Source organism: Pristimantibacillus sp. PTI5 (assembly GCF_048572955.1).
Classification (GTDB): Bacteria; Bacillota; Bacilli; order Paenibacillales; family Paenibacillaceae; genus Pristimantibacillus.
Genome location: NZ_CP183886.1, coordinates 2,477,501 through 2,489,636, shown reverse-complemented (window position 1 = coordinate 2,489,636; position 12,136 = coordinate 2,477,501). Strand labels below are relative to the sequence as shown.

General features: G+C 48.0%; 18 protein-coding genes (1 of these 18 only partly in view). 17 read left to right on the top strand and 1 reads right to left on the bottom strand.

Annotation, left to right across the window (positions count from 1 at the left end):
* The first annotated feature begins 53 nt into the window (after positions 1-53).
* From ACN6MW_RS11130 to ACN6MW_RS11055, 16 genes are all read left to right on the top strand, one after another.
* Positions 54-704 (top strand): adenylate kinase, encoded by a 651-nt coding sequence (locus ACN6MW_RS11130; protein WP_419875505.1) that lies wholly within the window; start codon positions 54-56, stop codon positions 702-704.
* A complete protein-coding gene (map, locus tag ACN6MW_RS11125; protein WP_364144849.1) occupies positions 704-1,462 on the top strand; it encodes a type I methionyl aminopeptidase in 759 nt (252 codons plus the stop codon). The genes ACN6MW_RS11130 and map overlap by 1 nt, the downstream gene beginning before the upstream one ends.
* A gap of 8 nt (positions 1,463-1,470) precedes the next feature.
* Positions 1,471-1,752 carry a hypothetical protein gene (locus tag ACN6MW_RS11120; protein ID WP_419876325.1) on the top strand — a complete coding sequence of 94 codons (282 nt, stop codon included), beginning with the start codon at positions 1,471-1,473 and terminating at the stop codon, positions 1,750-1,752.
* A gap of 3 nt (positions 1,753-1,755) precedes the next feature.
* Entirely contained in the window at positions 1,756-1,971 is a 216-nt protein-coding gene (gene infA, locus ACN6MW_RS11115) for a translation initiation factor IF-1 (RefSeq protein ID WP_053373919.1), read from the top strand.
* Between the two features lie 45 nt (positions 1,972-2,016).
* Entirely contained in the window at positions 2,017-2,130 is a 114-nt protein-coding gene (rpmJ, locus tag ACN6MW_RS11110) for a 50S ribosomal protein L36 (RefSeq protein WP_003333770.1), read from the top strand.
* Between the two features lie 19 nt (positions 2,131-2,149).
* The gene (gene rpsM / locus ACN6MW_RS11105; RefSeq protein ID WP_054025308.1) at positions 2,150-2,518 is read left to right on the top strand and encodes a 30S ribosomal protein S13; all 369 of its coding nucleotides are present in this window, start codon (positions 2,150-2,152) and stop codon (positions 2,516-2,518) included.
* Between the two features lie 19 nt (positions 2,519-2,537).
* Positions 2,538-2,933, top strand: coding sequence for a 30S ribosomal protein S11 (gene rpsK, locus ACN6MW_RS11100; protein WP_054025307.1), 396 nt, complete (start codon positions 2,538-2,540; stop codon positions 2,931-2,933).
* 126 nt (positions 2,934-3,059) lie between these two features.
* Positions 3,060-4,004 carry a DNA-directed RNA polymerase subunit alpha gene (locus ACN6MW_RS11095; RefSeq protein WP_053373922.1) on the top strand — a complete coding sequence of 315 codons (945 nt, stop codon included), beginning with the start codon at positions 3,060-3,062 and terminating at the stop codon, positions 4,002-4,004.
* Between the two features lie 44 nt (positions 4,005-4,048).
* On the top strand, positions 4,049-4,414 hold the full coding sequence (gene rplQ / locus ACN6MW_RS11090; RefSeq protein ID WP_169090744.1) for a 50S ribosomal protein L17: 366 nt from the start codon (positions 4,049-4,051) through the stop codon (positions 4,412-4,414).
* A 358-nt stretch (positions 4,415-4,772) separates the two neighbouring features.
* Positions 4,773-5,525 (top strand): tRNA pseudouridine(38-40) synthase TruA, encoded by a 753-nt coding sequence (truA, locus tag ACN6MW_RS11085; RefSeq protein ID WP_419875504.1) that lies wholly within the window; start codon positions 4,773-4,775, stop codon positions 5,523-5,525.
* Between the two features lie 182 nt (positions 5,526-5,707).
* Entirely contained in the window at positions 5,708-6,145 is a 438-nt protein-coding gene (rplM, locus tag ACN6MW_RS11080; RefSeq protein WP_053373925.1) for a 50S ribosomal protein L13, read from the top strand.
* 20 nt (positions 6,146-6,165) lie between these two features.
* Positions 6,166-6,558 carry a 30S ribosomal protein S9 gene (rpsI, locus tag ACN6MW_RS11075; protein WP_056635921.1) on the top strand — a complete coding sequence of 131 codons (393 nt, stop codon included), beginning with the start codon at positions 6,166-6,168 and terminating at the stop codon, positions 6,556-6,558.
* A gap of 178 nt (positions 6,559-6,736) precedes the next feature.
* Complete coding sequence (locus ACN6MW_RS11070) at positions 6,737-7,432, top strand: phosphoadenylyl-sulfate reductase (protein ID WP_419875503.1); 696 nt, start codon at positions 6,737-6,739, stop codon at positions 7,430-7,432.
* Positions 7,433-7,457: 25 nt separating this feature from the next.
* Entirely contained in the window at positions 7,458-8,624 is a 1,167-nt protein-coding gene (gene sat, locus ACN6MW_RS11065) for a sulfate adenylyltransferase (RefSeq protein ID WP_419875502.1), read from the top strand.
* Positions 8,625-8,760: 136 nt separating this feature from the next.
* Complete coding sequence (gene cwlD, locus ACN6MW_RS11060; protein WP_419875501.1) at positions 8,761-9,549, top strand: N-acetylmuramoyl-L-alanine amidase CwlD; 789 nt, start codon at positions 8,761-8,763, stop codon at positions 9,547-9,549.
* A gap of 116 nt (positions 9,550-9,665) precedes the next feature.
* A complete protein-coding gene (locus ACN6MW_RS11055) occupies positions 9,666-10,793 on the top strand; it encodes an Mrp/NBP35 family ATP-binding protein (RefSeq protein WP_419875500.1) in 1,128 nt (375 codons plus the stop codon).
* Between the two features lie 116 nt (positions 10,794-10,909).
* Here the strand turns inward: ACN6MW_RS11055 and gerD are convergent, their stop codons facing one another.
* Complete coding sequence (gerD, locus tag ACN6MW_RS11050) at positions 10,910-11,614, bottom strand: spore germination lipoprotein GerD (protein WP_419875499.1); 705 nt, start codon at positions 11,612-11,614, stop codon at positions 10,910-10,912.
* A 279-nt stretch (positions 11,615-11,893) separates the two neighbouring features.
* Here gerD and ACN6MW_RS11045 point away from each other — a divergent pair, with 279 nt between their 5' ends.
* Positions 11,894-12,136, top strand: partial view of a KinB-signaling pathway activation protein gene (locus ACN6MW_RS11045; protein WP_419875498.1) — the 5' portion only. 381 nt of this gene lie beyond the right edge of the window; only the first 243 of its 624 coding nucleotides appear in the window; the start codon lies at positions 11,894-11,896; its stop codon lies beyond the right edge, outside the window.

Sequence of the window (12,136 nt, the reverse complement as noted above, 5' to 3'; positions counted from 1 at the left end):
GCGTTGTGCGGAGCCCGCCCGAGCCTATTGTGCTTAAAGCGAGGAACTCAGCAATGAACATTTTATTCATGGGCCCTCCGGGAGCCGGTAAAGGTACACAAGCTGAACGGATCGTTGAAGAGTTCGGTATTCCCCATATTTCCACTGGCGATGCTTTCCGCCTCGCTATGAAAGAAGGAACCGCACTTGGAATCAAAGCGAAGGAGTATGTCGATCAAGGCCTGCTCGTTCCCGATGAGATCACGAACGGTATTGTAAAGGAAAGACTCGAACAAGACGATTGCAAAAATGGATTCTTGCTCGACGGGTTTCCTCGCACACTGCAGCAAGCAGAAGCACTTGATGTTATGCTTGCGGAGCTCGGTCGCAGTATTGACCATGTTGTAAATTTAAAGGTTGACCGCAGTTTGCTGCTTGCTCGTTTGACGGGCAGACGCATATCGAAAACGACTGGTACGACTTATCACGTAATCTTTAACCCTCCTAAGGTCGAAGGGATCTGCGACAAGGACGGCGGGGAATTGTATCAACGTTCAGACGATACAGAGGAAAAGGTCGGAACTCGTTTGGATGAGTATTCATCCAAAACGGCGCCTCTACTCGATTACTACAGTGCTAAAGGTCTCCTTCGCGAAGTCGACGGTGAGAAGGATATTGATGTTGTAACATCCGACATTATTTCCAACTTGAGAGGTTCATTGTAATGATTATTTGCAAATCCGAATCGGAGCTGCGATATATGAGGGAAGCAGGACGCATTGTTGCGGAAACGCATCGATTGATGGCGGAGGCTGTGAAACCAGGCATCACGACTCGTGAGCTTGACCAAATCGCTGAAGCGTACATTAAGAGTCAAAATGCGATTCCTTCCTTCAAAGGTTACAATGGTTTTCCTTCCAGCATTTGCGCTTCTGTGAATGACGAGCTGGTGCACGGCTTCCCTGGTTCACGCAAGTTGAACGAAGGCGATATAATTAGTATCGATATCGGTGCGCAGTACGAAGGCTTTCATGGCGACTCAGCTTGGACCTATGCGGTTGGAGCAGTAACGCCTGAAGTTCAGAAGCTGCTTGAGGTAACGGAAGCATCGCTTTATGCGGGGCTTGCGCTCATCAAACCAGATATTAGACTATATACAATTTCGCATGCTATTCAAAAGGTAATTGAAGATGCAGGATTCTCCGTAGTAAGGGAATACGTAGGGCACGGAATCGGCGCGGACCTCCATGAGGAACCACAAATACCGAACTACGGCATACCAGATCGCGGACCTCGTCTGAAGACCGGAATGGTGCTTGCAATCGAACCAATGGTTAATATCGGTGAACGATATGTCCGTACGCTCGAAGACAATTGGACGGTTGTAACGGAAGACGGCTCATGGTGCGCTCATTTTGAGCATACAGTAGCTGTTACAGAGGACGGCTTTGAAATATTGACCATTTTGCCGAAGCAGCCATAAGTATGACGATGGAAGCTCGTCCCCAAATTGGTCAGTTCGTCAAGGTGCTTCGCGGTAAAGATGAGGAAAGCTATGCTGTTATCCTGGCAATCGTCGATGATCGATTCGTCATGATTGCCGATGGCCATAAGCGCCGATTCGATCAGCCGAAGAAAAAGAACGTTCTACATCTCGAGTTACAGCCTGCAATTAGTTCGGAGGTTTCTAGCAGCATGCAAGAAACCGGCAGGGTGACCAACGCAAAGTTACGTTATGCTATTCAGAAGTATGTAAATGCGAAAGGAGAATGACGCTTGGCTAAGGAAGACATCATTGAGGTCGAAGGTACGGTTATTGAGCCGTTGCCGAATGCCACGTTCAAGGTGGAGCTGGAGAACGGTCACCAAATTCTCGCACATGTTTCCGGTAAGCTCAGAATGCACTTTATCCGCATCCTGACAGGAGACAAGGTGGTTATACAGTTATCGCCTTATGATTTATCAAAAGGGCGCATCACCTATCGTAAGTAAGCTGCAATTGCGGCTTGGTTACGAAAGATTCGGGAGGTAATCACAATGAAGGTTAGACCTTCGGTAAAGCCGATCTGCGAAAAATGCAAAGTCATTCGTCGCAAAGGCAACGTTATGGTGATTTGTGAAAATCCGAAACACAAACAAAAACAAGGATAGAAGGAGGGGAATATAGCCTATGGCACGTATAGCTGGTGTAGACTTGCCGCGTGACAAACGCGTCGAAATCGCCCTGACATACATTTTCGGTATCGGCAAAACAACGTCGCAAAAACTTTTGAATACTGCTGAAGTTAGCTACGACACTCGTGTTCGTGACTTGACAGAAGACGAACTTGCTCGCCTTCGCGAAGCAATCGACAAATCTGTTAAAGTAGAAGGCGACTTGCGTCGTGAAATTTCACTTAACATTAAACGTCTGACTGAAATCGGATGCTACCGTGGTCTTCGTCACCGTCGCGGCTTGCCTGTTCGCGGTCAACGTACGAAAACAAATGCGCGTACTCGTAAAGGTCCTCGTCGGACTGTAGCTAACAAGAAGAAATAAGAAGGGAGGATAATGGACAATGGCTAAACCAAAAAAAGTCGTTCGTACGAAACGTCGCGACCGGAAAAATATTGAGACTGGCGTTGCGCACATTCGCTCGACATTCAACAATACGATCGTTACGATCACGGATCCGCACGGAAATGCGATTTCATGGGCAAGCTCTGGTAACATGGGTTTCAGAGGCTCACGCAAAAGCACGCCTTTCGCAGCTCAAATGGCTGCTGAGACGGCTGCCAAAGCAGCAATGGAGCATGGCATGAGAACAGTCGAAGTGATGGTAAAAGGACCAGGCGCTGGCCGTGAAGCAGCAATTCGCTCGCTTCAAGCAGCTGGATTGGAAGTTAACCTCATTAAAGACGTAACACCAGTTCCTCACAACGGATGCCGTCCTCCGAAACGTCGTCGCGTATAGTTGGATCCGTGTGGTATCAAATAACAACAACTTGTGAATAATGGTTGTGAAGGTTTGGCATACTACAAGATTTGACTTAAAATAACGGTAAGCTAACGGAGCGACGTTTGAAGGAGGGTACTATTAGTGATTGAGATCGAAAAGCCGAAAATCGAAACCGTAGAACTGAATGATGAGGGAACATACGGACGTTTCGTCGTCGAGCCGCTTGAACGCGGATATGGCACGACGCTTGGAAATTCGCTTCGCCGAATTTTATTGTCTTCGTTGCCGGGTGCAGCAGTAACCTCGGTTCAAATCGATGGAGTGCTTCACGAGTTCTCTACGGTTCCCGGAGTGATTGAGGATGTTACCGAAATCATTCTGAACCTGAAGGGCCTCTCGTTGAAAATCCACTCCGATGAAGAAAAGGTGTTGGAAATCGACGCGGATGGCGAAGGGAATATTACAGCGGGCGACATTCGAGCAGACAGCGATGTCGAGATTTTAAGCCCTGATCTTCACATCGCAACCTTGGCTTCCGGCGCGCGGCTCCATATGCGGGTTTTTGCTAATCGGGGACGCGGTTACGTGCAAGCGGACCGCAACAAGAAAGACGAACAACCGATTGGGGTAATTCCCGTTGATTCGATATACACGCCAATTACTCGTGTAAATTACAGCGTTGAAAATACGCGTGTTGGTCAAGTTACTAACTACGACAAGCTCACGCTTGAAGTATGGACTGACGGCAGTATTAGACCGGAAGAGGCTGTAAGCCTCGGCGCTAAAATTTTGACCGAGCATTTGGACTTGTTCGTTGGATTGACCGATGAAGCCAAAGATGCGGAAATTATGGTTGAGAAAGAAGAAGATAAGAAAGAGAAAGTTCTAGAGATGACGATCGAGGAACTTGATCTTTCCGTCCGTTCTTACAACTGCTTGAAACGCGCAGGTATCAACACAGTTCAAGAGCTAATCACGAAATCCGAAGAGGACATGATGAAGGTTCGTAACCTCGGACGTAAATCACTTGAGGAAGTTCAAGAGAAGCTTGAAGAGCTCGGTTTGGGCCTTCGCATGGAAGAGTAGTAACCAACTAGTGAAGACAAAAGAGCAAGGGAGGGGAAAACAAGATGGCATATCAAAAATTAGGACGTGACGCTAGTGCACGGAAAGCTTTGTTCCGTGACCTCGTTACTGACTTGTTCCTTTATGAGCGTATTCAAACGACTGAAGCAAAAGCGAAAGAAGTTCGTTCTATCGCTGAGAAGCTGATCACTAAAGCTAAGCAAGGTGATCTTCATGCTCGTCGTCAAGTAGCTGCTTATGTTCGTCGCGAATCAATTGACGGTCAACAAGACGCTATTCAAAAGCTATTCTCCGAGCTGGCTAGCCGTTACTCGGAGCGTGCAGGCGGCTACACGCGTATTCTAAAACTAGGACCCCGTCGCGGCGACGCTGCGCCAATGGTTTACCTAGAATTGGTTGACCGCGCGTAGTACACCTAATAAATGTATAAGCTTGTCCACAGCGTTAAACCTTGTCCAAGCTTTATACGCGAGCGTAAACGTCTTATGCCTGCCTATAGGCGGTATAAGCACGCTAACGCTATGAAATATAAGTGAGTGTATGGTTTCCGTACACCTCTTGTATTTTAGTGAAAAGGGTGGACCCTTGAGGCCACCTTTTTTTATTTGCAAATCGGGCTTGTTCGTCTTGTTGACGGAATGCAAACCAGGAGCGACAGATGAGCTTTTGCGACATCTGCTAGGTGTCCAGAGGGCGCAGAACCTAAATTCCTTCTCGCTAAGGAATTTAGAACTTGTAGGAATCCCTTTAGCTAAAGGGGGGAAAAGGTTGAGGAATATTTGCGTAAAGGTCAGCTATGACGGGGCCGGCTTTAACGGTTTTCAAACGCAACCATACGGCAGAACGGTTCAGGGGGAAATTGAGAAGGCCATCAAGAAGCTTACGGGTGAAACGACTATTATTATAGGTTCGGGTCGCACGGATGCGGGAGTACATGCACAAGGACAAATATTCAATTTCTATACGGAGTCTACGATTCCGACTGAAAGATGGGCGATCGCGCTGAATACGAGGCTGCCCAAGGATATTGTCATTATTGAAGCATTCGATGTGCCCGAGCATTTTCACGCGCGAAGATCCGCCAAGCGCAAAACGTATCGCTATACGATTGATACCGGAAAGTTTCCTGACGTATTTGGCCGCCAGTACCGCTTTCATCATCCGACGCCGCTTGATGTGGATGCAATGCGTGAGGGACTGCGCTACCTGATTGGGGAGCATGACTTTACTTCATTTACATCGATCCATTCTACCAAGCCTCATCATATACGTACGATCTATGAAGCAGACTTTGTGCAAGAAGGCCCTATCGTGCATATGTACGTAACAGGGAATGGTTTTTTGTACAATATGGTTCGAGTCATTATGGGAACTTTATTATGGGTTGGCGAGGGGAAGATGGCTTCATCTGAGATAAAACGCATACTGGATGGCCGAAATCGGTCGCTCGCAGGTCCAACGGCCATGCCGCATGGTTTGATGCTGATAGATGTTGAATATTCCAGCGAAAAACAGGGATAAACCACTATAAATTGCTTGCACTTAACTATACTTTATAGTAGAATATAACTTGTGCTTTCGAAGTGGCTAACCCACAGCCCCGACTGAGATTGTCACAAACTTGGCTATCAACAATGAATAAACAAACCAACGTTTACGTTGTTATAAAAACGATTAATGTATGAAATTAAGGAGGATCATCCATGCGTACCACTTATATGGCTAAATCAACTGAAGTTGATCGTAAATGGTTCGTCGTCGATGCGGAAGGCAAAACGCTAGGCCGCTTGGCGAGTGAAGTTGCTGCCCTGATCCGCGGCAAACACAAACCGACATTTACGCCACATGTTGATACAGGCGATTTCGTTGTAGTTATCAACGCTGAAAAAATCCATCTGACAGGCAAAAAAATGTCGGATAAAATTTACTACCGTCACTCCATGTACTCCGGTGGCTTGAAAGCTACTCCGGCACAAGAGATGATCAAAAACAAGCCAGAGCGCGTTATCGAATTGGCTGTACACGGCATGTTGCCTAAGAACCGTCTTGGCGACAAAATGAAGCTTAAACTTAAAGTATACGCAGGTGCGGAACATCCACATCAAGCACAAAACCCTGAAGTTTACGAACTTCGCGGGTAATAAAGAGGAGGACAAGTTTCATGGCTCAAGTGCAATACTATGGAACCGGTCGTCGTAAACACTCTGTTGCACGTGTACGTCTTGTGCCGGGTGAAGGACGAATCATTATTAACAAACGCGACCTTAATGAATATTTTGGTCTAGAAACATTGAAGCTGATCGTAAAACAACCGCTTAACCTTACTGACACATTGTCGAAATACGATGTGCTTGTAATCGCTAACGGCGGCGGTATGTCCGGTCAAGCAGGCGCTATCCGTCACGGTATTTCCCGTGCTCTGCTTAAAGCAGATCCAGAATTCCGTCCGGCTCTAAAACGTGCTGGCTTCCTAACTCGTGATCCGCGTATGAAAGAACGTAAAAAATACGGTCTTAAAGCGGCTCGTCGCGCTCCACAATTCTCGAAACGTTAATTCTTATACGACAAAATGCTCTCTCTGCCAGTCAGAGGGAGCATTTTTTGTTTGTGTGACATAAATACCAAAACTTTATTTCATTTTGGTGTAAACTTATTATTGAACATTACGCATTTTGGACGTATAATTTTTATACAGACTAATTTACTAGGATTTAAAAACGGAGGGCATACAAATGAACCTTTTTGAAAAAGAAGCGCTTATCAAGCAAAAGGAAGTAGAACTCGAAAACGCGACACCGGAAGAAATCATCGCGTTTGCGGTTGAAACTTTTCCTAATATTACTTTCGCATGCAGCTTTGGAGCTGAAGATGTCGTGCTAGTGGATATGCTGCAAAAAATCAGCCCGAAGACAGATATTTTCTATCTGGATACGGATTATCACTTCAAGGAAACCTATGAGACACGCGATAAAATGGCTGCTCGCTACCCAGGCATTCCCTTCGTAGAAGTGAAACCGGAAATAACGCCGGAAGAGCAAGCGGCGCAGTTTGGCGAAGAGCTTTGGAAATCCGATGCGAACGCATGCTGCAACATTCGTAAGGTTAAACCTTTGACTAATATTTTGTCGAAGTACGATGCTTGGATTACCGGCATTCGCCGCGATCAAGCACCTACTCGCGCAAACTCCAAAAAAATCGAGTACGATACAAAGTTCGGACTCGTTAAATTTAATCCGATCGCTCACTGGACTACTGAGGACGTTTGGAACTATATCCGCGAGAATGACGTTATTTACAACCCGCTGCATGATCAAAACTACCCGAGCATCGGCTGTGAGCAATGCACGCGTAAAGTAATGCCAGGTGAAGATCCTCGTGCTGGACGCTGGGCAGGACAAGAGAAAACAGAATGCGGATTGCATAAATAAGCAACTTTAGGAGGACACATTGCAAATGAATCAAATTCAACCGCACGGCGGCATATTGGTTAACCGTATCGCTACCGGCGAACAACGTGAAGCATTGCTGGCAGAAGCAAAAGGACTAAAAACGATTACGATCAACACATGGGCCATATCTGACCTCGATTTGATCGGTGTCGGCGCTTTTTCACCTTTGACAGGATTCATGAATGAAGCGGATTATCAATCGGTTGTTAAATCCATGCGTCTAGCGAATGGTACGGTATGGAGCATTCCGATTACGCTTGCCGTAGAAGAAGTGAAAGCTGCTGAATTTAAGGTTGGCGAGCGCGCGGCGCTTGTCGGCGAAGACGGCATCATTTATGCTACTATCGATATTAACAGCATCTACACGGTTGATCACAAGGTTGAAGCGGTCAATGTATTCAAAACAGATGACATTGAGCATCCGGGCGTACAAAAACTGTTCGAACGTTCTTCTACAAACGTAGGCGGAGACATTACGGTATTGAACCGTCCGAAGCCAGAGAAGTTCGAAGACTTTTATTTTGACCCATCAGAAACTCGTCGTATCTTTGCGGAAAAGGGCTGGAAAACAGTTGTTGGCTTCCAAACACGTAATCCGGTTCACCGTGCGCATGAATATATTCAGAAAACGGCAATGGAAATCGTGGATGCGTTGTTCCTTAACCCGCTTGTAGGCGAAACGAAATCAGACGATGTTCCAGCGAACGTGCGGATGAAGAGCTATCTTGCTTTGCTTGAGAACTATTACCCTCAGGATCGTGTTTTCCTTGGCGTATTCCCGGCAGCAATGCGTTATGCGGGTCCTCGCGAGGCGATCTTCCATGCGCTTGTCCGTAAAAACTACGGCTGTTCTCATTTTATCGTTGGACGCGACCATGCTGGCGTAGGCGACTACTATGGCACTTACGAAGCACAGGATCTTCTCAAAACGATCCCAACCGAAGATCTTGGCATTACGCCGCTGTTCTTCGAGCACAGCTTCTTCTGTAAGCAATGCGGCAACATGGCAACATCGAAAACTTGCCCGCATGACAAAGAGCAGCATTTGACGCTATCGGGTACGAAGGTTCGCGCATTGCTGCGTGACGGCGTTTGCCCGCCGCCAGAGTTCTCCCGTCCTGAGGTAGCAAAGATTCTGATCGAAGGCATGTCGGAGCAGCCGGTAAGCTAATTCCAATTCCTATTTAACCAAAAGGTTTGTCTCATAAACGACCATCTCGTCCCATATAAATGAAAGTGTGCATTCGGCTCCTGGTGGGCCGATGGTTGCCGCGTATTCATTAGATGGGGGACGGGGTGGTTTTTTTATGCGCCGAATAGGTCGGCATGTTGTCATTTGGATGACGTATAAAGGGGCATTACGCATTGGTATCGGGCTGCTTGTCATCGCATTAACAGGGATTTTGCTTACGCAGTCCATGCCTTCTGCTAAAACATGGTCTTATTGGAGCCTTCCTCTTTCCGGGAAAACAATCGCGATTGATGCGGGGCACGGCGGAGTGGATGGAGGCGCTGTGAGCAAGCAAGGGGTAATCGAGAAGGATTTGAATCTCGCGATCGCGCTTTATTTACGGGATTATTTGCAGCAGGCCGGTGCCATTGTCGTGATGACCAGGGAAGGCGATTACGACCTGGCGACAGGAGACGCAAGAGCGTACAGCAAACGCAAAACGGAAGATTTACTGAAACGGGTATCTCTCATTAAGGCAAGTCAGCCGGAAGCAGTCATAAGCATCCACATGAACAGTATTCCGTCAACGAAGTGGTCCGGGGCACAAACCTTCTTTCACCCTGCGAATCATCCGGATAACCGCATTCTCGCCACCTTCATTCAGGATGAGATTAAACGCAATTTAGAAAATACGACGAGGGTTGCTGCTACGGTGAAGGATGTATACGTCCTGAAGGCGATAGAGAACATACCGACGGCTTTGGTTGAAGTTGGATTTTTATCCAACCCGGGCGAATCGCAGCGGCTTGCGGATACGGAGTACCAAAGGCAGGTAGCCGCTTCTATCTATGAGGGCGTTCTTCGCTATGTCTCCGGCGAGAAGCTTAGCGGCAGCTTGCAGCAGACCGAATTGTCTCCAAAATAATCGGAATGTCCACTATTCGGGGGATGGGTGAGCACTTCAGCTGAGGGCTTGGTTGCTTGGCTTACTGTGCTATAATGATTATTATCTAGTTTTGATTACATAAAGGTGGGACAGATATGACATTGACACGCGAGCAAGTCATCGATGCCGTCGAATCCGTGACGGCACAGCATAAAGCGGATGAGATCACCATCCGCGACGTAATGGTTCGGGACCGTCAGGTTTCCATGACCGTCCTTGGGGCTAGTGCGGCATCGCAGCCCGCGCTTGAAGCCTCGCTCCGCGAGGCGCTGGCGCGCCTAGGCGCCGAAACCGTGCACTGCCGGTTTCGGGCAGAGGCAGCGCCTGCCGCGGGCGCAGGCGCGTCTACGCCGCCGCCTGCGGCTGCTAAAGCACCGGCCGCGGCTAGCGCCGGCGGTGCCGGCAAAGCTGGCGGCCCCGCGCCCGTAGAGGGCCACGGGGCCGGCCTTGGGAGTGCGCTGCTGGATCCTAGCAGCGGCGTGCAGTTCATCGCCGTCGCCAGCGGCAAGGGCGGCGTCGGCAAATCAACGGTGACCGTTAACCTGGCGGTTGCCTTAGCCCGCAGGGGCAAACGCGTCGGCATCATCGATGCCGACATCTATGGCTTTAGCGTGCCCGATATGATGGGCATCGAGGAGCGTCCTGAAGTCGTGAACGAACGGGTAATACCTATCGAGAAATTTGGCGTGAAGGTTATGTCCATGGGCTTCTTTGTCGAAGACAACAGCCCCATTGTATGGCGCGGGCCTATGCTTGGCAAAATGCTGCGCAACTTCTTTCAAGAAATCGAATGGGGCGAGCTGGACTATCTGCTGCTTGATCTCCCGCCAGGCACAGGGGACATCGCGCTGGATGTTCACCAGATCATTCCGCAAAGCAAAGAAATTATCGTCACCACGCCGCATGCAACCGCTGCGTTCGTAGCAGCAAGAGCAGGGGCCATGGCGATCAAGACGGAGCATGAGATCATTGGGATCGTCGAGAATATGTCTTATTACGTTTCCAAAAGCACCGGCGAGAAGGAATACGTATTTGGCCGCGGCGGCGGAGCAAGGCTAGCTGAGACGCTGCATGCCGACCTGCTCGCGCAAATTCCGCTAGGTGCGCCGGACAACCATGTATCGGAGCCGGATTTTGCGCCGTCCGTTTACAAAGCGGATACGGAGACAGGCAAGCTCTATCTAGAGCTTGCTGACAGCGTGTTATCCAAATGCGAAGGCTAATCTAATTGCAAAAGCCCGAACAGATGTCCTAAAGCCGTAATGCGCTTCAATACGGGACAAACTGTTCGGGCTCTTTTATTGGCTAAAGTGTTGTAATCGTTAATCCTCCGTATGAGCTACATACCGGAGTCGCTTTGTTCTTCATCAGAACCGGAGTCAGAACCGGAGTCAGAGCCGGAATCATCGCTTTGCTGTTCATCACCGGAACCTTCATCCTTTTTCTTATCGACCTTCTCGTCAGGGTTCGGTTTAAGCTCTTCTTGCACCGCTTTTTTCATTAAATCGAGTACTTCAAGACGGAATAATGGATTTTGCATCGCGTCCTGCATCAAAGACATAACCTCTTTGCGATACTGCGTGCTTTGCAGCACCTCCAGGATCATCTTGTCCATCTCCGGATTTTTCAGCACTTTAATCAAATCGGCTTGGTAAGAGGGGTCCTTAATCAGCTCTTTATGAATTTCTTTGTTTTGCTTATTGACGGATTTTGCGAATTCCCCGGCGAAACGCGGATCAACCATCAATTTTTTGATGACCTTATCGTATTGGGGTGAGATCAGGACATCTTTAACGGCTAAGCGAACCTCTTCTTGGTCTTGGACCGAAAGCAGCTTAGACGTCTGGCCAGAATAGCCGGACATTTGCTGAGATGATTCCTGCAACGCTTTTTGCGCATCCTCCGTTTTGAGGATATCAATTACCATCGACTTCAAATCCTTATAGCTTACCTGCTCGTTACCTCCTGACGGCTCGGCACCACAACCTGCAAGGACAAACATCATTGCTGAGATAACCGACAATAAAGCCCACCGTTTACGCATTCTTCGCATGCTCCTTTCTATGTCAGTACTGCTGTATTCCATAAGGATAATCAAATCGCTCTAAAAGTGATGGATCGTGGTCTTATTATGCGCATTGTTCACCGTATTATCATGGACAATCGTTAGCTTTTTGTTGTGAACGTGGTAAAATAAAGGGTAATACGGAAGCAATTAATAACAGCTGGCGGTAACCGGGTTCATTTCGGGCATTTACGGGGTAATGGATCATTAATTTAGGCTGGACAGCCAACCGTCATAACATTCAGGAGGATAAGGAACGTGAATTTAAAAAAGTGGTTCTTTTTGTTTTGGAGCGGCATGGTAGTCGGGGGGCTGGCTTGCGTGGTCACCGGGGCAATCATGGCTTGGGTTGATCCGGAGTTCGGTTTTTTGGGCTTTAAGGCGGTTGGTTTTAACGCATTGATGATGGCTTTGGTCGGTTTAATGATCGGAGCGTTTAGCCAAATGGGCTTTTTCGCTTATCTAACCTTGAACTATATTGCGCTTAGCGTTTTTGGCAAA

What these genes read in the sequence shown, in the direction of transcription:
- ACN6MW_RS11130 (WP_419875505.1), top strand. Translation starts at nt 54, where the DNA reads ATGAACATTTTATTCATGGGCCCTCCGGGAGCCGGTAAAGGTACACAA.
- map (WP_364144849.1), top strand. Translation starts at nt 704, where the DNA reads ATGATTATTTGCAAATCCGAATCGGAGCTGCGATATATGAGGGAAGCA.
- ACN6MW_RS11120 (WP_419876325.1), top strand. Translation starts at nt 1,471, where the DNA reads ATGGAAGCTCGTCCCCAAATTGGTCAGTTCGTCAAGGTGCTTCGCGGT.
- rpmJ (WP_003333770.1), top strand. Translation starts at nt 2,017, where the DNA reads ATGAAGGTTAGACCTTCGGTAAAGCCGATCTGCGAAAAATGCAAAGTC.
- rpsM (WP_054025308.1), top strand. Translation starts at nt 2,150, where the DNA reads ATGGCACGTATAGCTGGTGTAGACTTGCCGCGTGACAAACGCGTCGAA.
- rpsK (WP_054025307.1), top strand. Translation starts at nt 2,538, where the DNA reads ATGGCTAAACCAAAAAAAGTCGTTCGTACGAAACGTCGCGACCGGAAA.
- rplQ (WP_169090744.1), top strand. Translation starts at nt 4,049, where the DNA reads ATGGCATATCAAAAATTAGGACGTGACGCTAGTGCACGGAAAGCTTTG.
- rplM (WP_053373925.1), top strand. Translation starts at nt 5,708, where the DNA reads ATGCGTACCACTTATATGGCTAAATCAACTGAAGTTGATCGTAAATGG.
- rpsI (WP_056635921.1), top strand. Translation starts at nt 6,166, where the DNA reads ATGGCTCAAGTGCAATACTATGGAACCGGTCGTCGTAAACACTCTGTT.
- ACN6MW_RS11070 (WP_419875503.1), top strand. Translation starts at nt 6,737, where the DNA reads ATGAACCTTTTTGAAAAAGAAGCGCTTATCAAGCAAAAGGAAGTAGAA.
- sat (WP_419875502.1), top strand. Translation starts at nt 7,458, where the DNA reads ATGAATCAAATTCAACCGCACGGCGGCATATTGGTTAACCGTATCGCT.
- cwlD (WP_419875501.1), top strand. Translation starts at nt 8,761, where the DNA reads ATGCGCCGAATAGGTCGGCATGTTGTCATTTGGATGACGTATAAAGGG.
- ACN6MW_RS11055 (WP_419875500.1), top strand. Translation starts at nt 9,666, where the DNA reads ATGACATTGACACGCGAGCAAGTCATCGATGCCGTCGAATCCGTGACG.
- gerD (WP_419875499.1), bottom strand. Translation starts at nt 11,614, where the DNA reads ATGCGTAAACGGTGGGCTTTATTGTCGGTTATCTCAGCAATGATGTTT.